The sequence below is a fragment of the Mycobacterium hackensackense genome (assembly GCF_025822555.1).
Taxonomy (GTDB): domain Bacteria; phylum Actinomycetota; class Actinomycetes; order Mycobacteriales; family Mycobacteriaceae; genus Mycobacterium; species Mycobacterium fluoranthenivorans.
In genome coordinates, this window is record NZ_JACKUC010000038.1 from 240,094 (window position 1) to 265,773 (window position 25,680).

Consider the following 25,680-nt stretch of genomic DNA (forward strand, 5'->3'; position numbering starts at 1 on the left):
CCAGGTTATAGGGGTGTCCGATAGGTGGCGACCTCGACCAGGTTTCCTTCAGGGTCCCGGCAGTAGTGCGAGGACATCGGACCCAACGCGCCGCTCTTGGTCACCGGACCCTCGGTGATCTCGATCCCGCAGGCCCGCAGGTGGTCGCCGACCTCGTCGGCGCCGGCGTCGACGATGAAGCAAAGATCCTGCGACCCGGGCACATCGGCCGCCGCGGTGACCCAGTTCGGCGCACCGGTGGGACGCACGTTGAGCTTCTGTCGGCCGAAGGCGAGGGCGATCCGTCCGGGAGCGAACTCCTCCCGGCGCATCCCGAGCACCCGGACGTACCACTCGATGGTGGTTTCGGGGTCACGGCAGTTCAGCACGACGTGGTCGATGCGATCGACGGTGAAGGTCATACCTCGCGATACTGTCAGGCCATGCTGAGGGACATCCGTGAACTGGCTGACCAGCCCGACACCTACGCCGAGGCGGCGTCATGAGTGAGCCGGTGCTGCTCCTCGACGGGGCCAGCATGTGGTTCCGGTCGTACTTCGGTGTGCCGTCCTCGATCACGGCCCCCGACGGACGGCCGGTCAATGCGCTGCGCGGTTTCCTGGACAACATCGCCGCCCTGGTCACCGCCCACCGGCCCGGACGGTTGGTGGTGTGCCTGGACCTGGACTGGCGGCCGCAGTGGCGGGTGGACCTCATCCCGACCTACAAGGCGCACCGGGTTGCGGTCGAAGCACCGGCCGGGCAGCCGGATATCGAGGAGGTGCCCGACGATCTGACCCCGCAGGTCGACATGATCATGGCGATGATGGACGCCTTCGGGATCGCCACCGCGGGCGCGCCGGGTTTCGAGGCCGACGATGTGCTGGGCACGCTCGCCGCGCGGGAACAGCGCGACCCGGTGATCGTGGTCAGCGGTGACCGCGATCTGCTCCAACTCGTCGGCGACGGGCCGCCGAGCGTCCGCGTCTTCTATATCGGCCGGGGTCTGGCCAAGGCCACGCTGTTCGGCCCCGCCGAGGTGGCCGATACGTACGGCGTGCCGATCGAGCGGGCCGGACCGGCCTACGCCGAGCTGGCCCTGCTGCGCGGTGACGCCTCCGACGGGCTGCCCGGCGTCGCGGGTATCGGCGAGAAGACCGCGGCCACCCTGCTGGGCCAATACGGCTCACTGGAAGCGATCGTCGCGGCTGCGGCGGACCCGTCGTCGAAACTGCCTGGTGCCCAGCGCAAGAAACTGCTCGTCGCCACGGAGTACATCACCGCCGCCGAGCCGGTGGTGCGGGTCGCCACCGATGCCGCCGTGACGTTGTCGACAGCGACCGACACCTTGCCGCTGGTGGCCGCGGACCCGGGCCGAGTGGCCGAACTCGCCGGGGAATTGGGTGTGACGTCCTCGATCGCCCGGCTCCAGAAGGCGCTCGACCGACTGTGAACGCAGAACGGCCCCGAAAAACTCGAGGTTTTCGGGGCCGTCCGGAACAGCGGAGCTACTTGGGTCGTCCGACCTCGTAGGTGCCCTTGTCGTCCTGGAAGGTCACGGTCACCTGACGTTTGGTGCCGTCGATGCTGACGACGCACTCGAAGCTGTCACCCTTTTTCACCGTCGGGCTGTTGCCGTCGTTGCAGGTGACATCCTTGACGTTCTTGGCGCCGTAACCGTTGGCCTCATCGGTGAGAATCTGCTGCACACCGGTCTGCGCCGCGCCGACGTCGAGCTTGGTGGTGACGAACCAGCCCGGCTTCCAGAAGCCGAGCACGAGCACCACGGCCACGATGACCGCGGCGAGCAGGCCGACGACACCGCCGATCACGGCGAGCGACTTCTTCGAGCCCTCCTCGGCCGGGCCGGGCGCGCCGTAGGGCGAATACTGCTGGTCGTACTGGCCCGGCTGGCCGTAGGGCTGAGGCTGACCGTACTGCTGGGCCGACGGGTCGTACGGCTGGGGTTGCCCGTACTGCTGTGGGTAGCCCTGCGGGGCGTATGCGGTGGGCTGCTGGCCGTACTGATCCGGCTGCGGCGCGTACTGCTGCGGGTTGTACGGCGGCGGCGCGGGCGGCTGGTACTGAGGGTACTGCGGCGTCTGATATGCCGGCGGCTGCCAGGCCGGTGCCTCGGTGGTGGGCTGTTCGGGCGTGGACGGCGGCTGCCAAGCGGTCTGCTCACTCGGCGGCTGCGCTCCGCCGGACTGCGGCGGCTGACCCGGCCACGGCTGCGTCGGGTCAGGTCCCTGCGGTCCGCTCATGTCTCTCCTTGGTTGAGGTCCGTTGGCAACACAGTACCGTTGTTGGCTGCTGAGCAGGCGTAACCGGCAGCCAGCGCGGCCCACCCGATTCTGGCCGGAGCCGGCCCGGAGCTAGGCGGAATCCACGGCCACCACACCGCGGCGGATATCGGCGATGGCACGTTTGGCGGTGGTGCGCAGCGCCGCATCCGGCGCCGCGTTGCGCACCTGGTCGAGCAGGTCGAGAACCTGACGGCACCAGCGCACGAAATCGCCTGCCGACAAGGGTGAGCCATTGCCGTTCACATCCGAGGCCAGCAGTGCGGCGGTCAGGTTTCCGGTGGTGGCCCACCGGTGGATCGCGGCGACGAACCCGAAGTCGGTTTCGCGGCTGGGCGCGATGCGGTGCCGGGTCTCATCGGCACGCAGGTCCGAGGACACCCGGCGGGTGGCAGTCAGTGCCCGGCGCAGGGCGGCCGTCGGCAGGTCGACGCCGTGCGACGGCGGCCCGTCACCCCGGGATTCGAAGAGCACCGCCGAGAGCACGCCGGCGAGTTCGGCGGCGTCCAGACCCGACCACGTTCCGCTGCGCAGACATTCGGCGACCAGGAGGTCGCTCTCGCTGTAGATCCGGGCCAGCAGCCGGCCGTCCTCGGTGACGGTGGTGTCCTCGTCCCGCCCTTTGATGAAGCCGCGCTCGGTGAGCAGGACCAGGATGCGGTCGAAGGTACGGGCCAGCGAGTTCGTCGCGGCCGAGACCTTCTGCCGCAGCGCGTCGTTGTCCCGCTCGATGCGCAGATAGCGCTCGGCCACCCGGACCTGCTCCTCACGGTCGGGGGCCGCGTGCATGGGGTGGCGGCGCAGCTGGTCGCGCAGTCCGGCCAATTCGGGATCGACATCACGCTCACCGGGAGGAGTGCGCTTTCCGGACGGCACCCGCAACCCGGCAGCGGCCGAACGCAGCGCCGACGCGAGGTCCCGACGTACCCGGGGCTGCCGGTGTTCGACGAACTTGGGCAGGCTCATCGAGCCCAGCGGCTCCGAGGCACCCGAGTAATCCGACGACGAGATCCGGCCGGCCCAGCGATGTTCGGTGAGGACGAGCGGCCTCGGGTCGTCGCGCTCGCGCGCGGGTTCGAGCACCACGGCGAGCCCGCCGCGGCGGCCCTGGCTGATGGTGATGATGTCACCGCGGCGCAAGTCGGCCAGCGCTTCATCGGCGGCGCGGCGGCGCTGCAGCCGCGAGGCCCGCGTCTGCGCCCGCTCCCGCGCGGAGATGTCCGCCCGCAACCGTGCGTACTCGAGGATGGATGGGTTGTCCTCACCGCCGAGCTCCTTGGCGATCTCTTCCATCATCTTCTCGCCGCGGCTGATCCCGCGTACCAACCCGACCACCGAACGGTCGGCCTGGTACTGCGCGAAGGACCGTTCCAGCAGCTTGCGGGCCTGGTTCGGGCCCAGCTGGCCCACCAGGTTGATCGTCATGTTGTACGACGGCGCGAACGAGCTCTTCAACGGGAAGGTTCTGGTGGAGGCCAGCCCGGCCACCTCGGCGGGTTCGGCCGCACTGTCGCGGGGATCCCACAGCACCACCGCGTGGCCCTCGACATCGATCCCGCGGCGCCCCGCCCGGCCGGTCAGCTGGGTGTACTCCCCCGGTGTCAGCGGCGCGTGCTGTTCGCCGTTGTACTTGACCAGACGTTCCAGCACCACGGTGCGGGCCGGCATGTTGATCCCCAGAGCCAGTGTCTCCGTGGCGAATACCGCCTTCACCAGACCCGCGGTGAACAGCTCCTCCACGGTGTGCCGGAACACCGGCAGCATGCCGGCGTGGTGGGCGGCCAGTCCGCGCAGCAGTCCCTCACGCCACTCGTGATAGCCCAGCACCACCAGATCCGATTCCGCGAGATCCACGCAACGTCGGTCGATGACCTCGGCGATGCGGGCGCGCTGTTCGTCATCGGTCAGGCGCAGCGACGAGCGCAGGCACTGTTTCACCGCCGCGTCACAGCCCGCCCGGGAGAACACGAAAGTGATTGCGGGCAGCAATCCTTCGGCGTCGAGGGTGCCGATCACCTCAGGTCGGGTAGGCATCCGGTTGAGGCTGGTCCGGTTCTGCTGACGGCCACGACCGCGGGGCTGCCAATCGGCCTGCCGGTCCGCTTCGCGGCGATGTGCGATATGCCGCAGCAGTTCCGGTGCCACCAGGGTGTGATCGGTGCCCTCGAACAGGTCGAACAACCGCTTGCCGACCATCATGTGCTGGGACAGGGGCACCGGGCGATGCTCGTCGACGACGACGGTGGTGTCGCCGCGCACCGTCTTGATCCAGCCGCCGAACTCCTCGGCGTTGCTCACCGTCGCCGAGAGGCTGACCAACCGGACCTCTTCCGGTAGATGCAGGATGACCTCTTCCCACACCGCGCCGCGCATCCGGTCGGCCAGGAAGTGCACCTCGTCCATCACGACATGGGAAAGTCCGCGCAGTGCCGGGGAATCGGCGTAGAGCATGTTGCGCAGCACTTCGGTGGTCATCACCACCACCGGTGCGTCGCTGTTGATCGACTGATCTCCGGTCAGCAGCCCGATCTTGTCGGCCCCGTAGCGATGCACCAGATCGGCATGTTTCTGATTGCTCAGCGCCTTGATCGGCGTGGTGTAGAAGCACTTGTGGCCCGATGCGAGTGCGAGGTGCACCGCGAACTCACCCACCACGGTCTTGCCGGCGCCCGTCGGCGCACACACCAGCACCCCGTGCCCGGCTTCCAGCGCGGTGCAGGCCTTGATCTGGAAACCGTCCAGCGGGAACGGCAGCTGCGCGGTGAACGCCTTCAGTTCAGGTGGCACGGTCAGCTCAGGTGGCGTCGTCATCGACCTGCACGGGCGAGCGAAGCGTCGGCGACTGCGTCGAGCCCGAGGACACGGCTGTCGGCGGTTCGATCGGCTCGGCCGTACCGATCGGTGCAGCCTGGTCCTCGGGCACCTCCTCCAGGGCGCTGCGCTTGGCCTTCCGGCTGTCGTGCAGGCGGGCGATCTGGATGGAGAACTCCAGCAGCAACGACAGGGCGCAGGACAGCGCCAGCATCGAGAACGGGTCGGAGCCCGGGGTGGCGAACGCCGCGAAGACGAACACTCCGAAGATCAGGCCCCGCCGCCACGCCTTGAGCCGCTCATAGGTGAGCACCCCGATCATGTTCAGCATGATGATCAGCAGGGGGAACTCGAAGCTGATACCGAAGACCAGCAACAGGTTGATCAGGAAGCTGAAGTACTGGTCGCCGGACAGCGCGGTCACCTGGACGTCGCTGCCCACGGTCAGCAGGAAACTCAGCGCCTTGGCCAACACGATGTAGGCCAGCACCGCACCGGTGATGAACAACGCGGCGCCGAACCCCACGAACAACATCGCGAAGCGGCGTTCCTTCTTGTACAGGCCCGGGGTGATGAATGCCCAGATCTGGTACAGCCACACCGGGCAGGCCATTACGACGCCGGCGGTCAGCGCGACTTTGAGTCGCAGCATGAACTGGTCGAACGGTGCCGTTGCCAGCAGTCGGCAGGCGCCGTCGGCCGAGATGGACGCCCGTGCCGACGGTGGCAGTGCGCAATAAGGTCCGCGCAGCCACTCACCGAGGCTGTGGAAACCGAAGAAGCCGTTGGTGTACCAGAAGAACCCCACCGTGGTGGTGAGCACGACGGCGGCCATCGCGATGAGCAGGCGGTTGCGCAGTTCGGCCAGGTGGTCGACGAGCGACATGGTGCCGTCGGGATTGACCCGGGCACGGCGCTTCCGCGGGTCGAGCTTCTTGAAGATTCCGGACATGGGTCAGGACACGCCTGCGCACCGCGGCATCAGGCCGCGAGAGACGGGCGCGATGGTGTCAGGCCGGCCGTTTATCGGAGGTCTGCTCGGGCGCGGGAGTATCGACACGCTCCGAGGTGATCGGCTTGGCCGGCTCGGTGGAGTCGGTGTGCGACTCGGCCTGCATCTCCTTGATCTCCGACTTGAAGATCCGCATCGACTTGCCCAGCGAACGCGCCGCGTCCGGGAGCTTCTTGGCGCCGAACAGCAGGACGAACACCGCGATGACGATCAACCAATGCCAGGGTTGAAGACCGCCCATTCAGTCACCTCCAAAAGATTGAACCCGAGTCTACCCGTCTTCATAAGCATGCAGTGCGGCCGCGGCCGACTCCCGTACCCGCGCCGCCAGGGCCGCCGGTTCCAGTACCCGCACCGCCGAGCCGAAGCCCAGCACGAACCGTGACATCCACGCGTCGGAGGCATAGGTCATGGCGGCCTCGAACGCGCCGCCGGGCAGTTCCCGCACCACCCGCAACGGGTAGTAGTCGAACATCCAGGACGCCGAGCGGTCGATGAGCAGCGTCGCCGACGGCAGGGCCGGATCGGCGTCGAACAGTGAGGTGTCGGGTTCGGCCGCCACCGCGGGTTCGGGCGGGTTGGACGGCTCGTCGAGCACCTGAGCGCTGACGATCCGGTCGAACCGGAACAACCGCACCCCCTCGGCGGCCCGGCACCAGGCCTCCAGATAACTGTTGTCGCCCACCAGCACCACCCGGATCGGGTCCACGATGCGGGTCGACACCGCATCGTGGGAGGCCGAGTGGTACTCCAGGGAGAGTGCCTTGCCGGTGCGGGTCGCGGCCCGCACCGCGGCCGCCGACGCGCTCTCGGCCGGCGTGGGGTCGTCGACCGCGAGCGTCGAGCCGGCCGCCGATTCGATCTTGGCGATCGCGCTGCGCGCGGCCTCGGGGTCCACCATCCCAGGCACGTCGAGCAGTGCGCGCAGGGCGACCAGGATGCCGGTGGCCTCCGGTGAGGTGAGCCGCAGCGCCCGGTCCATACCGGCAGAGAAGATCACCTCGATGTTGTCCCCATCGAAGTCGAGGTCGATGAGATCACCCGGGCCGCCGCCCGGCAGCCCACACATCCACAGCTGGTTGAGGTCGGCGAGCAGCTGCTTGCGGGTGACGCCGAGCTCGGCCGCCGCCTCCTCATGGCTGATCTGGGGATGCGCCTGGAAATACGGGACCATGTTGAGCAGCCGGACCAGCCGCTCGGACACCTGAGTCACTGGACCCCCGCCTGAGCCCGCAGCCGGGCCACCACATCCTCGCGCAACGCCGCCGGCTCCAGTGCCACCGCGTCCACGCCGTAACTGGCGATCTCCCGGGCCAGCCGATCGGACATGCCGATGTCGACGGTGATCACCTCACCGGGACGGCCGCCGAACGCGTGCGGCTCGGTGTCGGTGGCCTGGCGGCGCAGCGCCGTGGCACGGCCGTCGGCGATCCAGACGCGCGCCCGCTCGCCGGTGGGGATCTCGGTGACCACCCGGGCCACCACCTCGCGCAGGTTGACGTCGACCGGCTTGTGTACGGCTCCCGCGGGTCCGACCTGGGTGGGCACATGGGCGATCCGGGACAGCCGGAAGGTCCGGGTGTCGTCGCGGTCGCGGTCGTGCCCCACCAGATACCACCGACCCCGGTGCGTCACCACCCCCCACGGCTCGACGGTGCGGGTGCGGAACGGCTCGCTGCGCGCCGGCCGATGGTCGAACTGCACCGCATGCCCGGAATCGATGGCGGACAACAGGACCCGTAGGACTTCCTCGGATCCGCGCAACCCGGGCAGGTTGGCCGAGGAGGTGATCGCCACGTCGGCGTCGGCGTCGACGTCCACTCCCGCGGCCCGAAGTTTGAGCACCGCGCTCTGCGTCGCGGTGACCAGCTCCGGCGATTGCCACAGCTGGGTGGCGACCGCCACCGCGGCGGCCTCGTCGGCGGTCAGCTGCACCGGCGGCAGCGCGTAGGCATCACGGTTGATGCGGTAGCCCTCGGTCGGATCGAACGCGGACACCCGGCCGGTCTCCAACGGGATACCCAAGTCGCGCAGCTCGTTCTTGTCCCGCTCGAACATCCTGGAGAACGCTTCGTCGCTGGCGCTGTCGGCGTAGCCGGCGACCGAGTTGCGGATCTTCTCCGCGGTGAGGTAGCTGCGGGTGGCCAGAAGCGCGATGACCAGATTCATCAATCGCTCGACCTTGGATGTCGCCACCGCAGAATCCTAAGCCGTGCCGACCCCTGATCCGGGCACCGGCAGGTTCACGGCGAACCGGCAGGGCTCACATGCTCGCGATCAGGCGCTTGACCCGCTCATCGACCGAGCGGAACGGGTCCTTGCACAGCACGGTGCGCTGCGCCTGGTCGTTGAGCTTGAGGTGCACCCAGTCCACGGTGAAGTCCCGACCGGCTTCCTGTGCGGCACTGATGAATTCACCGCGCAGCTTGGCCCGGGTGGTCTGCGGGGGTGTGTTCACCGCAGCCTCGATCTCCTCATCGGTGGTGATCCGGGTGGCCAGGCCCTTGCGCTGCAGCAGATCGAACACGCCCCGGCCACGCTTGATGTCGTGATACGCCAGATCCAGCTGGGCGATCTTCGGGTCGGACAGCTCCATGTCGTAGCGGTCCTGATAGCGCTGGAACAGCTTGCGCTTGATCACCCAGTCGATCTCGGTGTCGACCTTCGCGAAATCCTGGCTCTCCACCGCATCGAGCTGACGGCCCCACAGGTCCACGACCTGCTCGATCTGCGGGTTGGACTCACGGGTCTGCAGATATTCCACGGCACGGCCGTAGTACTCGCGCTGAATGTCCAGGGCACTGGCCTGGCGGCCACCGGCCAGACGCACCGGCCTGCGCCCGGTCAGATCGTGGCTGACCTCGCGGATGGCCCGGATCGGGTTGTCCAGCGAGAAGTCCCGGAACGCCACCCCGGCCTCGATCATCTCCAGCACCAGAGACGCGGTGCCCACCTTGAGCATGGTGGTGGTCTCGCTCATATTCGAGTCGCCGACGATGACGTGCAGGCGGCGGTACTTCTCGGCGTCGGCGTGGGGTTCGTCGCGGGTGTTGATGATGGGGCGGGACCGCGTCGTCGCGCTCGAGACGCCCTCCCAGATGTGCTCGGCGCGCTGGCTCAGGCAGAAGGTGGCGGCTTTCGGTGTCTGCAGCACCTTGCCGGCGCCGCAGATCAGCTGACGGGTCACCAGGAAGGGCAGGAGCACATCGGAGATGCGGGAGAACTCGCCCGCGCGCACGATCAGGTAGTTCTCGTGGCAGCCGTAGGAGTTGCCCGCGGAGTCGGTGTTGTTCTTGAACAGGTAGATGTCGCCGCCGATACCTTCGTCGGCCAGCCGCTGCTCGGCGTCGATCAGCAGATCCTCCAGCACCCGCTCGCCCGCACGGTCATGAGTGACCAGCTGGGCCAGGTTGTCGCACTCGGCCGTGGCGTACTCGGGATGTGACCCCACATCGAGGTACAACCTGGCTCCGTTGCGGAGAAAGACGTTGGAGCTGCGCCCCCACGACACCACCCGCCGGAAGAGATAGCGGGCAACCTCATCCGGGCTGAGCCGACGATGACCGTGGAAAGTGCAGGTCACGCCGAATTCGGTCTCGATACCCATGATCCGTCGCTGCACACAATCGAGCTTACGGGTTGGGTCTCGGTATCGGTGGGCAAGGCGGCGCAGCGGGCAGCGTGTCAACGCACCGGACTCACCCTGCGATCGGGCTCCGGGGATCAGCTGCGCAGCACCGTGATCGTGGTCCAGGCCCCGACGTGGATGCGGTCACCGTCGGCCAGCGGTGTCTCCTGTCCTTCGGGCAGCCGGTCGTCGCTGCCGTTGAGGCTGGTGCCGTTGGTGGACCCGATATCGGTGATGGTCAGTCCCGTCTCGCGCAGGCGCAGCACCGCGTGCTGGGTGGACACCCCGCGGTCGGCCGGGTGCAGGGCGAGGTCGATCTGCGGGTCCACCCCCTTGTCGGGGTTTCGCCGGCCGATCAGGGTGACCTCCTGGTCCAGCAGGATCCGCCGTTCGGGGAAGTAGTCCGGGAAGTCGACGGTGTCGGGACCCTCGCGGGCCAGCACCCGTTGATAGAACGCCCGGTCGGCGGCGATGACGGCGGTCCAGGCCGTGACTACCGGCGGCGCCTGCTCCGCGGGTGGCGGCAGGGCCGAGTCGTGTCCGCAGGCTTCGCAGAACCGGCCGCTGATCGGTGCCGCGCACGCCGGACAGTGCTGGGGAGCCTGAACCGTCGCGCCTGCGGCGGACGGCGGCGACTCTCCGATGGGCGACCCACACACATCGCAGAAGTCCTCGGCGACGGAGGTGTGCCCGTCCACACAGGTCGGCATCAGCTCTTCCCCTGTTCTTTACGGACCCGGGCGGTCTTGGTGGACCGTGCGTCCAGCGCCATCTCATCGGCTGCTGCCACCTCGCGGCGAAGGGCCACGGTGCCGGTGCGCTGGTCCACCTCGACCACCCCGCGCAGCAGCTTCGCCGTCCCCGTGTTGCCCGACTCCACCGCGAGATCCATCGCCCGCTGCAACCGCGCGGTGGCCGTCTTGACGTCACCGTCCTTGCGGGCACTCAAGCCCTCCTGGACGGCCTGGGCCAGTTCGGCCTGCCCGGTGTAGTGCGCCACCCGGCGGCTGATCACCGCCGACAACGAGGTATCGGCGGTCCACACCGCCTTGACCAGTCCTTGTCCCAGGATCTGTTCGCCCGCAACGACACTCACCCGGGCCGCCAGCTTCTCCCGGCCGATGTCGGCGGGTTCGACCTCCACCTGGATGTGGTAATCGCGCTCCTCGGCGCCCCAGGATCCCAACGGGTACTTACCGATCTGGGCGCCGGCCTCCACCCGGCGGTGGGTGAGGTCCTCGACGGTGGGCGCCACCTGTTTGACGAAGACGACCCTGGCACCCGCGGGCGTCCACAACCGCAGCGTCAGGCCGGCAATGGACTTGTTCATCGAGGTCCGCATCATCGACGCGAAGTCTTCGGCGAGATCCGCCGGTTCGGCCACGATGTCGACGGTGCCCAACAGCGCCGACGAGATGGCCCGCAATTCCTCGACCTGCCAGTCGGTGCCGACACCACGGCAGTCACACGTGAATTCGCCTTCGGCGAGTCCGATCTGCTCCCCCAGCGCCTCGGGCGTCTCGTGCTCGTTCTTCCCGTCGGTGAGCAGGATCGCATGAATGATCGCGCCGGGATGCGCGGCGACGACACCGCGCACGTGCGCCAGCCAGGTGCCCATGGCGGTGCCGCCCTTGGGCCGCAACGCATCGACGGCCCGCAGCGCCTCCGCTCTGGTCGCGGTGGAGGCCGGAACCGGCCAGCCGTCCGCCGGGTACACGTAGATGGCGCGCTCGGTGCCGGCGATGATGGTGAAGTAGGTGCCGTCCACCAGTTCGCCGATCGCCGCCGCGGTGGCGCGTTTGGCCTCGTCGAACTTGGCGGCCGGGGAACGCATCGACGTCGAGCAGTCGATGATGATCGCCTCGACCCGATCGGCGTCGGCGCCGACCGTCACCCCCTCGGGCACCGTGACGCTGACGATCGCGTCCACGTTGCCCGACCCCTCAGCGATGTAGTGATTGTGATCGACCTCCACGGAAACAGGCTGGGGTTCAACCGAACTCATGAGGTTCCTCCGATCGGGATCGCGGCGACGGTGATGTTGTCCTGGCCACCGGACTGCAAGGCGAAATCGGTGAGGGCGCGGGCCACCGCCAGCAGGTCGGCATCGGTGCAGAACTCGCGGATGGCCCCGGCCTCGGGTAGGTAGTTCCACAATCCGTCGCTGCACACCACGAGCACCCCCGGACCGGTCACGGTGAGAGTCCGCACGCTCGTCTCGGCCCACGGCGTCGGTTCCGAGTCCGCCCCCAGCCAGCGGGTCAGCGTGTGCGCGCCGCGCAGCACGGCCTCGGACTGGGCCGCCGCGCCCGCGCTGATCAGTTCCTGTGCCAGGGAATCGTCGACGGTCAACTGCTGCGGAACCGCCGGCGGATCGGGCAGCCAATACGACCGGCTGTCCCCCACGTTGCCGATGGTGACCGTTGCGGTGCCGCCGGCGGCAGGGATCACGATGACGGCGGTGAACGTGCACGATCCCGCGATACCGGTGCGCGGTTCGGGCTGCGCGGCCGCCCGGGCCGCGTCGGCCAGCCCGGCGAACATGGCCGCTGTGGCGTCACGGGAGCCCGACAGCGAATCCAGGATCGACGCCACCCCGGCCTGCGCGGCGGCGGCGGACGCGACCTGCGGATTGATCGAACTGGACACCCCGTCGCACACCACGACGGCGAGCGCGTGCGGCGGCCGGTCGAGACTGTCCGGGACGGGCGTGAGAATGCCTGCAGCCGCGGCATCCTCGTTGCGGGCGTGACTGATGCCGCGATCGGTGACCACCGCGATACCGCCGAGGGTGGCCTCGTCGCGGTCGGGTTCGGCTCGCAACTGACCGCATACCGTGCAGTACCCGTCATCGGCCACCGGGCCGCCGCAATCCGCACAGGGACCGCCGGTGCGGCCGGCCCGCGGAATCGCGACGGTGGCCAGCGTGGCCATGGCGGCGCCGCAGCTTTCACAGAACCGGTCGGCGGCATGAGCGGGCTGGCCACACCGCGGGCACCGAGTTGGTCCCCCGTCCCATCGCTCGCTCCCGGGTCCGTTCATACCCGCGTCCTCGGCCGGATCGTATTGGCCTTCTCCACCCAGTCGATGCGCTCCCACATGCTGCGGGTGCCCTGGGCCAGATCGCGGTAGCAGCGCTCCATCGCCGACCGGATTCCGGGGATGTCGAAGGAATGCCCGAGCAACCTCCCGGCGGTCGGGGTGTGGCCGGCCTCCAGCCAGCCCAGTGCCGCGCCCAGCACCTGCAGGTCGATCAGTGCCCGTCGGGACGAGGATTCCACCGCACAGGTCGAGGCCCGGCTGCCGGCGTCGACCAAAGTCTGCTCGTCGAGATCCGCGGCGGTGCGACCGTCCAGCAGGACCTCGATGGCCGTGGCTCCCGCCGCGGTGAAATACGCTGAGGCGGGCGGGACTTCGTCGAGGACCGCGATGGCGCCCGCCCGGTCTCCGGCGCGTGCCCGCCGCCGCGCCAGGCCGAAGGCCGCACTCACGTAGCCGTGATCGGTACTCCAGACGATGTCGTAGTAGCGGGCCGCCGTGCCGTCGAGTGCCCCGCTCAGTTCGGCGACCGCCGCCAGCGCCAGCTTGGGTGCCAACTCACCGGGCAGGGTGGCCAACACCGTCTCGAACTCGGCGGCGGCGCTGTCGAAGTTGCCTTCCAGTACGGCGATCTGGCCGCGATACCAGGACAGCCGCCAGTCGCCGGGGACCAGGGCGTCCAGCTTGCCCAGGCGTTTTCGTGCCGCCGCCGGCGAGCGCATCTCCAGTTCGGCGCGGGCCAGCCGCAGCGGGATCTCCACCGAGTCGGCCCGGTCACCGGCCAGCTGCAGCGCCTGCTCCAACTGCGCCGTTGGGGTGCCGCTGGTGGTGGCCAGTAGCGCGGCACCCGGATCGGCGGGATCGACAGCAGGCACCGGAAGTGCCGCGATCACTTCGGAGCGGTCGGACGGGGTGGCCCTGCCGATTCCGTACGCCCCGCCCTGCTGGCTGAAGTTCAGCGAGACCCTGGGGGCGGCGAGTCCGTCGGCGGCGACGATCTCGTGCAGTACGCCGGTGAGCTGGTCGGTCAGCTCGGCCATCGACGGGAACCGGCGGGTCGGGTCGGGATCGGTGGCGCGCAGCAGTGCCAGGTGCAGGGACTCGTGCCTGGCCAGCACCGGCACGGTGTCCGGGCCAGGTAGCTCGGCGACGAAGTGTCCCTTCTCCTGTGGCACGTCCATCACCAGCACAGCCAGCGTCCGGCCCACCGTGTACACGTCGCTGGCCACCGTCGGCCCGGTGCGCGCGATCTCGGGTGCCTGGTAGCCGACCGTGCCGTAGATGGCACTCTCCTGGTCGTCCATCGCGATGACCGCGCCCAGGTCGATGAGCTTGAGCTGCTCGTCGGTCTGCATCACGTTGTCGGGCTTGAAATCGCAGTAGGCCAGCCCCTGGCCGTGCAGGAAGTCCAGGGCGGGTGCGATCTCGACGATGTAGGCCACCGCCTGGTCCGGCGGCAAGGGCCCCCCACGCGCCTTGCGGATCTGTTTCAGTGACGTCCCGCCGACGTACTCCATCACGATGAATCCGACGGGCACCCCGGAGGGGTCGGGATGCTGCACGAAGTTGTAGATGCGGACGATGCTCGGATGTTCCACCTCGGCCAGCGCCAATACCTCGGCGGCCGCGGCGGCCATCGCGTCCTTGTCGCCGGAGTTCAGCAGCCCCTTGAGGACGACCCAGCGGTTGTGCACATTGCGGTCGATCGCCAGGTAGATCCAGCCCAGCCCGCCGTGCGCCAGGCAGCCCTGGACCTCGTACTGCCCGCCCACGATATCGCCGGCCGACAGCATCGGCACGAACGAATATCGGGAGCCACACGCGGTGCAGAAGCCCTCCGGCCGCCCCGGGCTACCGTCCCGCCCACGCCCGACAGGCTTGTGGCAGCCCGGGTTTCCGCAGAACCTGCTGCCCTCGGGCACCGTGGGATCGACCATGATCGCGGCTGCCGGATCCCCTTTGGGAATCCTCGGCATGGCGACGACACCAGCTCCGAGACGGCCACGCGAACTGCCCGAGCGCGATGAACCGGTGCGGGCGGTGCGTGCCGACCGGACCGACGCGCTACCCCGGGTTGCGGATGACGTACCGCCGCGCGGTGCCGCGGCGGTGGCGGCCGGTTCCTGCGGTGCCGGTGCGACCGCGGGTGCGGTGCCGCACAGATCGCAGTACCCGTCGACGATCGTTCCGTCGCACCCTGGCTCGGCGCACTTCATCTGGTCGCCTCCCGCTTCTGGACGAGCATCTGTTGATACTCGGCGATCGCCCGGGTCACCTCGCGCAGATCGCACGGGCGCCGGGAGAGCAGACCAGAGGCGATCCGGCCAGCCGCCAACAGGTCCCGGTCCTCCCCCAGACCGAGCCGGGCGGCTTTGGTCTGGTACACCTCGAGCCGGCCGGCCAGTTCGGCACGGCGATCCAGCAGGCCCTGCGCAAGTTGCTCGTGCTCCCCGACGGCATGTTGCGCCAACGTGATCCGGCGCTGCAGCGCACGCAGCGCGGCCGGGTCTGCCGCCGTCAGCGCGGCCAGTTCCGCGCGCAGGCCGGGTTCCGGGTTCGGCTGCACGGGCAATGGGCCGGACAACACATGCGCAATGGCGCGCTGGCGCACCTGCTCGACCCGGACGGCCGCGTCACGCAGACCGTCCAGTGCCGCAGACGTCTTGTCCACCGCGGCAGCCCAGTTGGTGCGCAGCTCGGCCAGAGCGGCCCATTCCGCAAGCTGGCTGTCGACCTCGGCGGTGATGGCCCGCACCCGGGCGTCGATGACGTCCGTCGTCAGCGACAGTGGATCGGTGGCCGCGACGGCCAGCAGATCGGCGATACCGACGGGCTCGGGCGCTCCTACCGCCTCGACTCGGTCCCGTACCTGGGCAAGGCGCTGCATGACAAGCGAATTGACCCGGTCCACCTCGTCGAGGAATTCGGCCACCGCCGGGTAGGCCGCGCGCATCCGGTCGGCGGTGTCGGCCAGGCCGGCGTGTTCGACGGCCTCGCCGGCCCCGGTCAGGGACCGCTTCGCCAAGGGAATCCGGTGCCGGGACACCTCGAGCGGCCGTGCGCACAGCCAGTGGGTGAGTTCGGCCCGGTCGGCATCGGACGGCTTGGACCGGCGTGCCCGAACCTGCCGCGCATAGTCGAGGATGGAGGTCATCCGGCCCAGCTCCTCCCAGAGCAGTGCGACCGAGTTCTCCACCGCCGCCCAGCGCAGCGCGGTCACCCCGGTGGGTGGGTACAGCCGCACATGTGACAACCCCGGATGGCTGTCGAGTTCGACCATCGTCGCCGAGATGGCAGCGATCTCGTCTGCGCGGGTGGCCAGTTCGCGGTCGATGGCCTCTGTGGTCAGTGCCGTCATCTCAGTCCTGATACCGCGCCGGAGGCGGGCCCGGTGACGGACCCAGCGGTTGCAGCCGCTCGTCGTACAGGCGCTGCCAGGTGCCGTCCGTCCGGATCCGCTCGAGCATGCCGTTGACGAACCGGACCAGATCCTCGTTCTCCTTCTTGATGCCGACGCCGTACGGCTCGACGCCGAGGCTGGCGCCGACCACCTCGACATTGGGATCTTGGGCGGCCAGGCCGGCGAGTACCACGCCATCGGTGCCGATGGCGTCGACCTGTCCCTGCTGCAGCATGACCAGACAGTCGGTCCAGGTGGGCGCCCCGATCACGGCCGGGCGCGGATCCAGGCCGTAGAGCTTGGCCAGCGACGTCGTCCCCGACACCGCGCAGGCCCGCTTACCGGCGAGCCCGGCCGCGGAGTCGATACCGGAGTCCTTGCGTACCAGGATGCGCTGGTCGGCGTTGAAGTACACCGTGGAGAACGCCACCTTCTGCTTACGCGCGCAGTTGATCGAGAAGGTGCGCACCACCACATCGACCTCGCCGGATTGCAAGACGGCCTCCCGTTGGCCGGCCTCGACGACCCGGAACTCGACGCGGTTCGGGTCACCGAAGATGGCGCCGGCGATCTGCCGGGCGATGTCGACATCGAAACCCTCGAGCGCTCCGGTGGCCGGGTTGCGGAACCCGAACAGGTACTGGTTCTGGTCCACACCGGCGATCAGCCGGCCGCGGGCGGCGATGGCCGCCATCGTCGAACCCGGGGGCATGGCGCCCGGACCGGGCTCACGCCCGGGTCGCAGACTGGCCTCCTTGTCACAGTCCGCACCGGCCGCCGCGGGTGCGGTACTGACCTCGGTCACCCCCGCCGGCCGGGCCTCGACCGGCGCGACGCTGACCGACACCGGTTCGCTGACCGATCCACATCCCGCGGCGAGCCCGATCACCGCCAGCGCCATGATGATTCGCGCTCTCACAGGAACTCCTTGAGGCGTGGCCACAGACCGGCGACGGCGGCCGCGGCGGCGATCACCAGCAGCACCAACACCGCCGTCGGACTCCAGGCCAACCGGTGGCCGGCGCTGGCGACCTCACCGCGCAGCGTGGCCCGGGTGGCCGCCAATTCGGTGCGCAGGCTGTTGTCCACGATCTCGAACTGCGCCGCCGAGGCATCGGGGGCGCCACCGATGGCCTGGACCACCGCGCCGGCGTAGTCGCCCGAGGAATAGCGATCGGTGTGTTTGCGATGGCTGGCAGTCCATTTCGAGACGCCGTCGACCGCCGCAGCAGGCCCGTCGTCGAGCAGGCCGTTCAGGTCGGCGACGTTCTTGTCGAAGGTGGCGTTGCTGGTGCCGATATCACCGCGGGCGACCAGTTGCAGGGTCTCCACGGTCCTGGTCTGCAACGCCAGGATCCGCGCCTTCGCCAGTGCGGCGAACCGTTCGGTGCCCGCCGACCGGCTCTGCCCGATATCCACCGCGGCCAGCTGGGTGGCGATCACCAACCATCCCGCGGCCACCAGCACCGCGACCGCCGCGACGACCAGTCCGATGTTGAACATCCGGTTCGTCCTGCGGTACACGACGACCGACCCGACCACGATCGCGATCAGACCCAGGGCCATCAGCACCAATCCCAGCACCGGCAGCGACCCGACGGCGCGCTGGTCCCCGTCCACGGTCGCGGCATCGCGGCTGTAGATGCGTTCGGCGGCGGGCAGCAGCTCGGTCTGCATCATGGCCGACGCCTCACGCAGGTAGCCGGAGCCGACGGGAAATCCCTGCCGGTCGTTGGCGCGGGCGGCTTCGACCAACCCGGTGTAGGCCGACAACTGGGCCGATATCTCGGCCATCGCGGTGCGCGCCTGCACATCGGTGGCACCGGCGGTGGCGTCGGCCAGCGCCGACGAGGCATCGGCCAGCGCCTGCTGGTAGCGCTTGCGCATCGGGCCGGTGCCGATCTCGTTGGACAGGAACGCCGATACCGCCGCGGCGTCGGCGGCCGAGAGGGCCGCATACAGATTGTGCGCGGCGTACGCCAGCGGCTCCGACCGTTCCAGGATGGCGTTGCGCTCGGCGATCCGCCCGTTGAGCTGAGCGGCCGAGATGGCGGCGGCGATCAGGGCACCGGCCACCACCACGATGACGATCACGCTCACGGCGCCCGGGGTGGTGCGGGCGAATCGCCGCAACCACGACACCGAAGCCTGTGTGCGCGAGGTGGTCATCTGGGTGCCGGGCCCCTTTTGGAGGTCACTGTGGCCGTCAGCACATCGCTGCCGGTGAAGTGATTATCACCTCGAAACCGGCTGCCTGCTGGCGATATGGCCCCAGCTACTCGGGAGTGCTTGCCGACGGAAGCAGAGCCTCCAGCGCCGAGCCGGTGATCCGCCGGAAAGCGCGGCGCGGACGTTTGGCGTCCAGGATCGCCACCTCCAGGGACGACGGTCCGAGTATCCGCTTCTCGTCGCCGCCGGCGTGCAGTGCATCGACGGCGATCTTCACGGCGTCGGCCAGAGTGGCGTTCTCCGTGAAGGACTCGTTGAGTGCGGCCGAGATCGGCTCGGTGGTCCCGCCCATCACCACGAAATGCGGTTCGTCGGCGATGGATCCGTCGTAGGTGATGCGGTACAGCTCGGGCGCCTTGTTCTCCCCGAAATGCGCGACCTCGGCGACGCAGAGCTCCACCTCATAGGGTTTGGCCTGCTCGGTGAAGATGGTGCCCAGCGTTTGGGCGTACACGTTGGCCAGCTGCCGACCGGTCACATCGCGCCGGTCGTAGGCATAACCGCGGGTGTCGGCGAACTGGATACCGCCACGGCGCAGATTGTCGAACTCGTTGAATCGGCCCACCGCGGCGAAGCCGACGCGGTCGTACAGTTCGCTGACCTTCTGCAGTGAGCGCGACGGGTTCTCGGCCACGAAGAGCACACCACCGTCATAGGCCAGCGTCACGACACTGCGGCCCCGCGAAATACCTTTGCGCGCAAGCTCGGAACGCTCGCGCATCGCCTGCTCGGGCGAGATGAAATAGGGAAAGCTCATCAGGCGTCGCCTCCCGCGCGGGTCCGCTGCGCGATGACCTCGCGGGCCAGCGCGGCGATCCGGTCCTCGGTGACCTCCTCGGCGCCCTCGGCACCGATGAGCACCGCGGTCGGATAGATCCCGCGCACCAGATCCGGTCCGCCGGTGGCGGAGTCGTCGTCGGCGGCGTCGTAGAGCGCCTCGATGGCCACCTTCAACGCCGAATCAGCATCGGTCACTTGCGAATACAGCTTCTTCACCGAGGATTTGGCGAACAGCGATCCCGACCCCACGGACTGGTAGCCCTCCTCCTCGAGGTTCCAGCCGCCGGCCGCGTCGAAGGACACGATCCGGCCGGCGTTGACGGGATCGGGATCGTCGACGTCGAAACCGACCAGCAACGGCAGTGCGACGAAACCCTGAAGTGCCGCACCGAGATTGCCGCGCACCATGATGGCCAGGCGGTTGACCTTGCCGCGGAACGTCAGCGGCACGCCTTCGAGTTTCTCGTAGTGCTCCAGCTCCACGGCGTACAGGCGCGCGAACTCGACGGCGATGGCCGCGGTGCCGGCGATCCCGGTGGCGGTGTAATCGTCGGCGATATGCACCTTCTCCACATCGCGGCTGGCGATCATGTTGCCCTGGGTGGCCCGCCGGTCGCCCGCAATGAGCACCCCGCCGGGGTACTTGAGCGCCACGATCGTGGTGCCGTGCGGCAGGTCCCCGCCGTGCCCCGTCACCCGGTCACCGGCCATCGGCAGCAGCTGCGGAGCCTGCCGGCTCAGGAACTCGCTGAACGATGACAGGTTGAGGTGGGCGGACGAGAGGTCGAGACGGTCGGTGGAGAACGATCTGTCGAACCGGGCCGTCACTGGCCGCCCTTTTGGACATACGCACGCACGAAGTCCTCAGCGTTCTCTTCCAGCACGTCGTCGATCTCGTCGAGCAGGTCGTCAGTCTCTTCGGTCAGCTTCTCGCGACGCTCCTGGCCGGCGGCCGTCGTACCGGTGACTTCGTCGTCGTCACCACCACCACCGCCACGCTTGGTCTGTTCCTGAGCCATCGCCGCCTCCTGATTGCACGATCGGTTCTTTCACACTACCGGTCGGCACGCGTCCCGCCCGGTATAGCAAGTACTTACGTCGTGAGCTGTTCCACCAATTCGGCGGCACTGTCCACCGAATCCAGCAGTGCGCCCACGTGGGCCTTGCTGCCCCGCAGCGGCTCCAGGGTGGGAATCCGCACGAGCGAATCGCCACCCAGATCGAAGATCACCGAGTCCCAGCTGGCGGCGGCGATGTCGGCACCGAACCGGCGTAGGCATTCACCGCGGAAGTAGGCCCGGGTGTCGGTCGGTGGATTGTCCACCGCATCGAGCACCTGCTGCTCGCTGACCAGGCGTTTCATCGATCCGCGAGCCACCAGCCGGTTGTACAGACCCTTGTCCAGGCGCACATCCGAATACTGCAGATCGACCAGGTGCAGCCGCGGGGCCGACCAGGTCAGGTTCTCCCGGTGCCGGAAACCCTCCAGCAGGCGCAGCTTGGCCGGCCAGTCCAGGATCTCCGCGCATTCCATCGGATCGCGTTCCAGCAGATCCAGCACCTCGGCCCAGGTCTGCACGACGTGGTCGGCGCGCGGATCGGGATCGCGGCGCTCCAGCAGCTTGGCCACCCGGTCCAGGTAGATGCGTTGCAGCGCAAGAGCGGTCAGCTCACGGCCGTCGGCCAGCGCGATGGTGGCGCGCAACGACGGGTCCCGGCTGACGACGTGCACGGCGTGCACCGGGCGGGCCAGCGCCAGATCGGAGAGGTCGGCACCGGATTCGATGAGGTCGAGCACCAGCGAGGTGGTGCCCACCTTCAGGTAGGTGGACGTCTCGGCGAGGTTGGCGTCGCCGATGATGACGTGCAGGCGCCGGTACTTGTCGGCGTCGGCGTGCGGCTCGTCGCGGGTGTTGATGATGCCGCGCTTGAGGGTGGTCTCCAGGCCGACCTCGACCTCGATGTAGTCGGCGCGCTGGGACAGCTGGAAGCCCGGCTCGTCACCCGAGGGGCCGATCCCGACGCGCCCCGACCCGGTGACGACCTGCCGGGACACGAAAAACGGTGTGAGTCCGGTAATCACCGCGGAGAACGGGGTCTGCCGGCTCATCAGGTAGTTCTCGTGCGACCCGTAGGACGCACCCTTGTTGTCGATGTTGTTCTTGTAGAGCTGCAATTTCACGGCCCCGGGCACGCTGGCGACGTGCCGGGCCGCGGCTTCCATCACCCGTTCGCCGGCCTTGTCCCAGATCACGGCGTCCATCGGGTCGGTGCACTCGGGCGCCGAGTACTCCGGATGCGCATGGTCGACGTAGAGCCGGGCGCCGTTGGTGAGGATCATGTTCGCCGCCCCCACCTCGTCGGCGTCGATGATCGGTGGCGGGCCCGAGGCCCGGGACAGATCGAAGCCGCGCGCGTCGCGCAGCGGGGACTCCACCTCGTAGTCCCATCGGGTGCGCTTGGCCCGCTGTAAACCGGCGGCGGCGGCGTAGGCGAGCACCGCCTGTGTGGACGTGAGGATCGGATTCGCGGTGGGGTCCGACGGCGACGAGATGCCGTATTCCACCTCGGTTCCGATGATCCGTTGCATAAGGTGCAACCCTAGGCTCACCGCCGCGGCGGCGCGCCGAGGGGTGCCCCCGCGCTCCGGCGAATCCAGCACCGGCGGGCGCCCCGCGCTCCGGCGAATCGACCATTGTGAGCGGTTGGCCGCGGTGATAATTTAAAGGTCATAAGGAGTTCGGGTTCGTTCCCATCGAAGGGTGCACCGATGAGCACTGCCGCGCAACGTGCCGACCAACTCGCCCTTGTCGCCCGCCTCAAATCGGCGTATCCCGAATTGCCCGACGCACCGACCCCGGACCTGCTCGACCACGCCCGCTTCGTGGCGTACATGAAACCGGTCCACGATGTCGGCGGCGAACCGGACGCCCCGATGAAATACGAGAACAAGGACTACGAGTACTGGGAGCACATGACGTATGTCATGTGCGAAGTGCTTGCCTGGCGGGGTATCTGGTTGTCCGAGGAACGCCGCCGGATCGGCAATGTCGACGTGCAGCGCGCAGTGTATCTCGGGTTCCCCTATTACGGCCGCTGGCTGCTGTCGGTGGCCCGGGTGCTCGTCGAGAAGCACCACATCGGCCTGACCGAGCTGACCGAACGGATGGCCGAGGTGGCGCAGCGCTATGCCGGCGGGCTGGACGGCAAGACGCTCGAAGCCCGCCCCAGGTTCGAGGGCGACGGATCGCACGTCGCACGCAACAGCCATATCGTGCACGCCCAGGGCAAAGGCGATCCGCAGGTCTACGCGGGCAAGGCCGGCGAAGCGAAGTTCGCGGTGGGCGATCCCGTCGTCGTGCGGGAACTTCCGGTGCTCTTCTACACCCGCACGCCGGAGTACGTCCGGGGCGCCCGCGGTGTCATCGATGCGGTCGCCTACGAGAGTCCCGCCGCCGAGGACGAGACCTGGGACATCCCGGATGCCAAGCCGGAATGGTTCTACGTGGTCAAGTTCGCCATGTCCGAGCTGTGGGACGACTTCAACGGGCCGGCCGCCGACAGCCTGCGGACCGAGATTCCCGAGCGCTGGCTGCAGGCCGCCGGCTGATCGCCCGTCCCCTCGCACCGAACGGATGAACATGACAGACCACGATCATGATCACGATCACGACCGCACGGTGAAGCCGATGGTCGACGAGATCACCGACTTCGAGGTGCTCGAGATAGCCCTGCGCGAACTGTGCATCGAGAAGGGCATCTTCACCGCCGAGGAACACCGCCGGTTCACCGAGTTCGCCGAACAGATCGGCCCCACCCCGGCCGCCCGACTGGTGGCCAGGGCCTGGCTCGACCCGGATTTCAAGGCGTTGGCACTACGCGAGCCGATGACGGCGAGCAAGGAGGTCGGCGTCGACTGGCTGGAACCCACCGGTTTCGGTACACCCAGCGATTTCACGGCGTTCCAGATCCTCGAGGACACCCCGACGGTGCACCACGTGATCGTGTGCGCCCTGTGCTCCTGCTACCCGCGGCCGATCCTCGGCAATTCACCGGAGTGGTACCGCACCCCCAATTACCGGCGGCGATTGGTGCGCTGGCCGCGCCAGGTGCTCTCCGAGTTCGGCCTCTATTTGGGCGACGACATCGAGGTGCGGGTCCAGGATTCCAACCAGAAACATCGCTTCATGGTGATGCCGATGCGCCCGGCCGGCACCGACGGCTGGACCGAGGACCAGCTGACCGAGATCATCACCCGCGACTGCCTGATCGGTGTGGCGCTGCCCAAGCCCGGGGTGACGACCAACGTCGTCACGGCGACCCGCTCGGCCATGCATCCGACCGGAAACTGATCGGAGCACCGTGCACACCCCGTCTGATCCCCTGCACAGCGACACCCTCAACGCCATCGTCGAAGGCCATCAGGTGTGGCCCGCCATGGCGGCCAAATACGGCGTCGAGAACCCGGTACCGCCGTGGAAGACCAGCCTCGACGGCCTGTGCGACGCCTTGGACCAGGCGTCGTGCGACACCGCGGTCCCGAGTTTCCGCGAACGCCGCGACGAGGAGGACGCGCTGTCGGCCACGGTGTACGCCGACCTGCCCTACCCGGAGAATCAGCTCGTCGCGCTGGCGCATTCGCTGCTCGCCCGCGGAATCATCACCGAGTCCGAACTACGCCAACGACTCTCGACTGTCCGGGCCCGGCTTGAAGCCTGAGCGATGGCGCGCCCCAAATCCGCGCGGCTGAACAAGGAGATGGTCGTCGACGCGGCGATCGAGCTGATCGGCGGTGGCGGCCTGGAAGCGTTCAGCATGCCCAAGGTGGCCGCTGCCCTCCACGTCAGCGCGCCGTCGCTCTATCACTATTTCGCCGACCGGGACGCCCTGCTGGCCGCCGTCGCCAGGGCGGTCGCCACGCCCGAACCCCCCGGCGTCTTGCCGCCGGACGCGGACTGGACGGATTACCTGGTGGCCCAGGCGGTCGCGTTGCGGCACCGCATCGTCACGCACCCGCACTGCGCCCCGCTACTGGCCCGATTCATGCCGCGCGAGCACATGTTCGACGAGTACGAGCACGTCTGCCGGTTCCTCGCCGACTCGGGCGTGCCCGCGCACCTGCACGTCCGGATCGTCGACGGGGTGACCGCGTTGACCATCGGCGCGGCGATCCTCAACGAGAACGCCGCCGACTACGCCGACAGCGGGCCCGGCCCGTCCCCCGGCGTCGGCTACCCGGCCCTGCGGGCGGCGCTGGCCGCCGCGGAAGGTCACAGCGGTGATGAGATGTTCGAGGGCTACGTACGTACCTATCTGGCCGGCATCGCGCGGGCGACGGAATGACGGAGGCGGGTTTGGACCTGGTCGAGGCGCACACCTGGTTTCTGCGACGTGGCCTGCCCACCGTGCTGCGGCCCGGTGTGCTGGCCCGTCACCTGTGGCAGCGCAGCGCCCCGGCGGTCGCGGTGCTGGCGGTGTTCCTGGCCAACTCGATGGCCGTCGTCGCGCTCACGCACAAGCACACCATCACCATCGACGGCCGGCCCAGCCGCAACGAGTGGTTCATCCTGGTGCTGCTGGTCCTGGTGCTGCCGGTGGCCGCGACGGTCGGGTGGCGGGTGTCGCGGATCGCCACCCTGCGCGGGCGCACCATCGCGGCGGTGGTGTCGCTGCTGGTATGTCTGGTCGGCAGTATCGTCGGCGGGCCCTCGCCCTACATGGTGCCCAACCTGCTGGTGACCGCGGCCGTCATCGCGGTGATCCTGGCGCTGACCGCCACCGGGATCGGGTCCATCCTCGGGCTGGCGCTGAGCGCGATGATGCGCAACCTCGCGCAGATCGGCGGTCTGCTGGCCCGGGCGCTCCCGGTGATCCTGTTGACGGTGCTGGTGTTCTTCAACACCTACGTGTGGCTGATGGCGGCCTATGTGCCGCGTCCTCGGATGTGGCTGGCGCTGGGGTTCCTCGGCGCGATCGCGGTCGCGTTCATCACCACGGCGACCATCGAGCGGGTGCGGCCCATCCTGTTGTCCCCGGCCCGCCCGCCGAAGGTCGACGGCGCGCTGCTGGGCACGCCGTTCCACGGCCTGCCCGCCCCGGATCAGCGGGTCCGCCTGTCGCGGCTGGAGCGGGTCAATGTGGTGTTCGTCCTGGTGTTGTCCCAGGTGCTGCAGGTGCTGGCGGTGTCGGTGGTCACCGTGATCGTCTTCGGGGTGCTCGGGCTGATCCTGCTGACCCCGAAACTGCTGTCGGAGTGGACGCGCAACGGCGCCGCCGACGGCGTGATCCTCGGGATGACGCTGCCCATCCCGCAGGCGCTGATCCAGACGAGCATGTTCCTTGGCGCCCTGACGTTCATGTACATCGCGGCCCGCGCCGCCGGTGACTCCGATTACCGCACCCAGTTCCTGGATCCCCTGATCGACGACCTCACCCTCACGCTGGATGCGCGCGACCGCTATCGCCTGCGAACCCGTCCGCCCGAGGACAGGTAGACATG

General features: G+C 68.7%; 25 protein-coding genes. 6 read left to right on the top strand and 19 right to left on the bottom strand.

What is annotated here, in order from left to right; all coding sequences use genetic code 11:
- Nucleotides 1-5: 5 nt before the first annotated feature.
- Nucleotides 6-401, bottom strand: a complete 396-nt coding sequence (locus tag H7J86_RS29875; protein ID WP_187095482.1) for a VOC family protein — start codon at nt 399-401, stop codon at nt 6-8.
- 80 nt (nt 402-481) lie between these two features.
- Between H7J86_RS29875 and H7J86_RS29880 the strand changes: the two genes are divergently transcribed.
- Nucleotides 482-1,432, top strand: a complete 951-nt coding sequence (locus tag H7J86_RS29880; RefSeq protein WP_267295404.1) for a 5'-3' exonuclease — start codon at nt 482-484, stop codon at nt 1,430-1,432.
- 55 nt (nt 1,433-1,487) lie between these two features.
- Here H7J86_RS29880 and H7J86_RS29885 read toward each other — a convergent pair whose 3' ends face one another.
- The 18 genes from H7J86_RS29885 to dop form a co-directional block, all read right to left on the bottom strand.
- Nucleotides 1,488-2,243, bottom strand: a complete 756-nt coding sequence (locus H7J86_RS29885; RefSeq protein ID WP_090357703.1) for a DUF4333 domain-containing protein — start codon at nt 2,241-2,243, stop codon at nt 1,488-1,490.
- Between the two features lie 111 nt (nt 2,244-2,354).
- On the bottom strand, nt 2,355-5,093 hold the full coding sequence (locus H7J86_RS29890; protein ID WP_267295407.1) for a DEAD/DEAH box helicase: 2,739 nt from the start codon (nt 5,091-5,093) through the stop codon (nt 2,355-2,357).
- On the bottom strand, nt 5,077-6,045 hold the full coding sequence (gene tatC / locus H7J86_RS29895) for a twin-arginine translocase subunit TatC (protein ID WP_187095478.1): 969 nt from the start codon (nt 6,043-6,045) through the stop codon (nt 5,077-5,079). Before tatC ends, H7J86_RS29890 begins: the two co-directional genes overlap by 17 nt.
- Nucleotides 6,046-6,103: 58 nt before the next feature.
- Nucleotides 6,104-6,346: a Sec-independent protein translocase subunit TatA gene (gene tatA, locus H7J86_RS29900; RefSeq protein WP_090357709.1), complete on the bottom strand. Its 243-nt coding sequence runs from the start codon at nt 6,344-6,346 to the stop codon at nt 6,104-6,106.
- 30 nt (nt 6,347-6,376) lie between these two features.
- Entirely contained in the window at nt 6,377-7,318 is a 942-nt protein-coding gene (locus H7J86_RS29905; RefSeq protein WP_090357711.1) for a helix-turn-helix transcriptional regulator, read from the bottom strand.
- Complete coding sequence (locus H7J86_RS29910) at nt 7,315-8,301, bottom strand: helix-turn-helix transcriptional regulator (RefSeq protein ID WP_090357712.1); 987 nt, start codon at nt 8,299-8,301, stop codon at nt 7,315-7,317. Before H7J86_RS29910 ends, H7J86_RS29905 begins: the two co-directional genes overlap by 4 nt.
- A gap of 67 nt (nt 8,302-8,368) precedes the next feature.
- A complete protein-coding gene (gene pafA / locus H7J86_RS29915; protein ID WP_187095477.1) occupies nt 8,369-9,727 on the bottom strand; it encodes a Pup--protein ligase in 1,359 nt (452 codons plus the stop codon).
- A gap of 101 nt (nt 9,728-9,828) precedes the next feature.
- Entirely contained in the window at nt 9,829-10,443 is a 615-nt protein-coding gene (locus H7J86_RS29920; protein WP_267295409.1) for an FHA domain-containing protein, read from the bottom strand.
- Nucleotides 10,443-11,708, bottom strand: a complete 1,266-nt coding sequence (locus H7J86_RS29925; RefSeq protein ID WP_267295411.1) for a vWA domain-containing protein — start codon at nt 11,706-11,708, stop codon at nt 10,443-10,445. The genes H7J86_RS29920 and H7J86_RS29925 overlap by 1 nt, the downstream gene beginning before the upstream one ends.
- Nucleotides 11,709-11,734: 26 nt before the next feature.
- Complete coding sequence (locus tag H7J86_RS29930) at nt 11,735-12,667, bottom strand: PP2C family protein-serine/threonine phosphatase (RefSeq protein ID WP_267295413.1); 933 nt, start codon at nt 12,665-12,667, stop codon at nt 11,735-11,737.
- Between the two features lie 104 nt (nt 12,668-12,771).
- Nucleotides 12,772-14,988 (bottom strand): serine/threonine-protein kinase, encoded by a 2,217-nt coding sequence (locus tag H7J86_RS29935; RefSeq protein WP_267295416.1) that lies wholly within the window; start codon nt 14,986-14,988, stop codon nt 12,772-12,774.
- Complete coding sequence (locus H7J86_RS29940) at nt 14,985-16,130, bottom strand: hypothetical protein (RefSeq protein ID WP_267295418.1); 1,146 nt, start codon at nt 16,128-16,130, stop codon at nt 14,985-14,987. Before H7J86_RS29940 ends, H7J86_RS29935 begins: the two co-directional genes overlap by 4 nt.
- 1 nt (nt 16,131) lies before the next feature.
- A complete protein-coding gene (locus H7J86_RS29945; protein ID WP_187099375.1) occupies nt 16,132-17,073 on the bottom strand; it encodes a glutamate ABC transporter substrate-binding protein in 942 nt (313 codons plus the stop codon).
- Nucleotides 17,074-17,087: 14 nt separating this feature from the next.
- Nucleotides 17,088-18,341 (bottom strand): GlnX family signal transduction membrane protein, encoded by a 1,254-nt coding sequence (locus tag H7J86_RS29950; protein ID WP_267295420.1) that lies wholly within the window; start codon nt 18,339-18,341, stop codon nt 17,088-17,090.
- A gap of 106 nt (nt 18,342-18,447) precedes the next feature.
- The gene (prcA, locus tag H7J86_RS29955) at nt 18,448-19,158 is read right to left on the bottom strand and encodes a proteasome subunit alpha (RefSeq protein ID WP_090357727.1); all 711 of its coding nucleotides are present in this window, start codon (nt 19,156-19,158) and stop codon (nt 18,448-18,450) included.
- A complete protein-coding gene (gene prcB, locus H7J86_RS29960; RefSeq protein ID WP_170847250.1) occupies nt 19,158-20,009 on the bottom strand; it encodes a proteasome subunit beta in 852 nt (283 codons plus the stop codon). Before prcB ends, prcA begins: the two co-directional genes overlap by 1 nt.
- Nucleotides 20,006-20,200, bottom strand: coding sequence for a ubiquitin-like protein Pup (locus tag H7J86_RS29965; protein ID WP_090357729.1), 195 nt, complete (start codon nt 20,198-20,200; stop codon nt 20,006-20,008). The genes prcB and H7J86_RS29965 overlap by 4 nt, the downstream gene beginning before the upstream one ends.
- A 74-nt stretch (nt 20,201-20,274) precedes the next feature.
- Complete coding sequence (gene dop / locus H7J86_RS29970; RefSeq protein ID WP_090357731.1) at nt 20,275-21,771, bottom strand: depupylase/deamidase Dop; 1,497 nt, start codon at nt 21,769-21,771, stop codon at nt 20,275-20,277.
- A gap of 180 nt (nt 21,772-21,951) precedes the next feature.
- On the opposite strand from dop, the gene H7J86_RS29975 reads away from it, so the two are divergent.
- From H7J86_RS29975 to H7J86_RS29995, 5 genes are all read left to right on the top strand, one after another.
- Entirely contained in the window at nt 21,952-22,791 is an 840-nt protein-coding gene (locus tag H7J86_RS29975) for an SH3-like domain-containing protein (RefSeq protein ID WP_090357732.1), read from the top strand.
- 31 nt (nt 22,792-22,822) lie between these two features.
- Complete coding sequence (gene scnC / locus H7J86_RS29980) at nt 22,823-23,533, top strand: thiocyanate hydrolase subunit gamma (RefSeq protein ID WP_267295422.1); 711 nt, start codon at nt 22,823-22,825, stop codon at nt 23,531-23,533.
- 85 nt (nt 23,534-23,618) lie between these two features.
- Nucleotides 23,619-23,900: a thiocyanate hydrolase gene (locus H7J86_RS29985; RefSeq protein WP_235632874.1), complete on the top strand. Its 282-nt coding sequence runs from the start codon at nt 23,619-23,621 to the stop codon at nt 23,898-23,900.
- Nucleotides 23,901-23,903: 3 nt separating this feature from the next.
- Nucleotides 23,904-24,524, top strand: a complete 621-nt coding sequence (locus H7J86_RS29990) for a TetR family transcriptional regulator (protein ID WP_267295424.1) — start codon at nt 23,904-23,906, stop codon at nt 24,522-24,524.
- Nucleotides 24,521-25,675: a hypothetical protein gene (locus H7J86_RS29995; RefSeq protein WP_267295426.1), complete on the top strand. Its 1,155-nt coding sequence runs from the start codon at nt 24,521-24,523 to the stop codon at nt 25,673-25,675. Before H7J86_RS29990 ends, H7J86_RS29995 begins: the two co-directional genes overlap by 4 nt.
- Nucleotides 25,676-25,680 lie beyond the last annotated feature (5 nt).

Excerpts from the sequence above, each read along its gene's own strand:
- H7J86_RS29875 (WP_187095482.1), bottom strand. The coding sequence starts at position 401 with ATGACCTTCACCGTCGATCGCATCGACCACGTCGTGCTGAACTGCCGT.
- H7J86_RS29880 (WP_267295404.1), top strand. The coding sequence starts at position 482 with ATGAGTGAGCCGGTGCTGCTCCTCGACGGGGCCAGCATGTGGTTCCGG.
- H7J86_RS29885 (WP_090357703.1), bottom strand. The coding sequence starts at position 2,243 with ATGAGCGGACCGCAGGGACCTGACCCGACGCAGCCGTGGCCGGGTCAG.
- H7J86_RS29890 (WP_267295407.1), bottom strand. The coding sequence starts at position 5,093 with ATGACGACGCCACCTGAGCTGACCGTGCCACCTGAACTGAAGGCGTTC.
- tatC (WP_187095478.1), bottom strand. The coding sequence starts at position 6,045 with ATGTCCGGAATCTTCAAGAAGCTCGACCCGCGGAAGCGCCGTGCCCGG.
- tatA (WP_090357709.1), bottom strand. The coding sequence starts at position 6,346 with ATGGGCGGTCTTCAACCCTGGCATTGGTTGATCGTCATCGCGGTGTTC.
- H7J86_RS29920 (WP_267295409.1), bottom strand. The coding sequence starts at position 10,443 with ATGCCGACCTGTGTGGACGGGCACACCTCCGTCGCCGAGGACTTCTGC.
- H7J86_RS29930 (WP_267295413.1), bottom strand. The coding sequence starts at position 12,667 with ATGGCCACGCTGGCCACCGTCGCGATTCCGCGGGCCGGCCGCACCGGC.
- H7J86_RS29935 (WP_267295416.1), bottom strand. The coding sequence starts at position 14,988 with ATGAAGTGCGCCGAGCCAGGGTGCGACGGAACGATCGTCGACGGGTAC.
- H7J86_RS29940 (WP_267295418.1), bottom strand. The coding sequence starts at position 16,130 with ATGACGGCACTGACCACAGAGGCCATCGACCGCGAACTGGCCACCCGC.
- H7J86_RS29945 (WP_187099375.1), bottom strand. The coding sequence starts at position 17,073 with ATGGCGCTGGCGGTGATCGGGCTCGCCGCGGGATGTGGATCGGTCAGC.
- H7J86_RS29950 (WP_267295420.1), bottom strand. The coding sequence starts at position 18,341 with ATGACCACCTCGCGCACACAGGCTTCGGTGTCGTGGTTGCGGCGATTC.
- prcA (WP_090357727.1), bottom strand. The coding sequence starts at position 19,158 with ATGAGCTTTCCCTATTTCATCTCGCCCGAGCAGGCGATGCGCGAGCGT.
- H7J86_RS29965 (WP_090357729.1), bottom strand. The coding sequence starts at position 20,200 with ATGGCTCAGGAACAGACCAAGCGTGGCGGTGGTGGTGGTGACGACGAC.
- dop (WP_090357731.1), bottom strand. The coding sequence starts at position 21,771 with ATGCAACGGATCATCGGAACCGAGGTGGAATACGGCATCTCGTCGCCG.
- H7J86_RS29975 (WP_090357732.1), top strand. The coding sequence starts at position 21,952 with ATGAGCACTGCCGCGCAACGTGCCGACCAACTCGCCCTTGTCGCCCGC.
- scnC (WP_267295422.1), top strand. The coding sequence starts at position 22,823 with ATGACAGACCACGATCATGATCACGATCACGACCGCACGGTGAAGCCG.
- H7J86_RS29985 (WP_235632874.1), top strand. The coding sequence starts at position 23,619 with ATGGCGGCCAAATACGGCGTCGAGAACCCGGTACCGCCGTGGAAGACC.
- H7J86_RS29990 (WP_267295424.1), top strand. The coding sequence starts at position 23,904 with ATGGCGCGCCCCAAATCCGCGCGGCTGAACAAGGAGATGGTCGTCGAC.
- H7J86_RS29995 (WP_267295426.1), top strand. The coding sequence starts at position 24,521 with ATGACGGAGGCGGGTTTGGACCTGGTCGAGGCGCACACCTGGTTTCTG.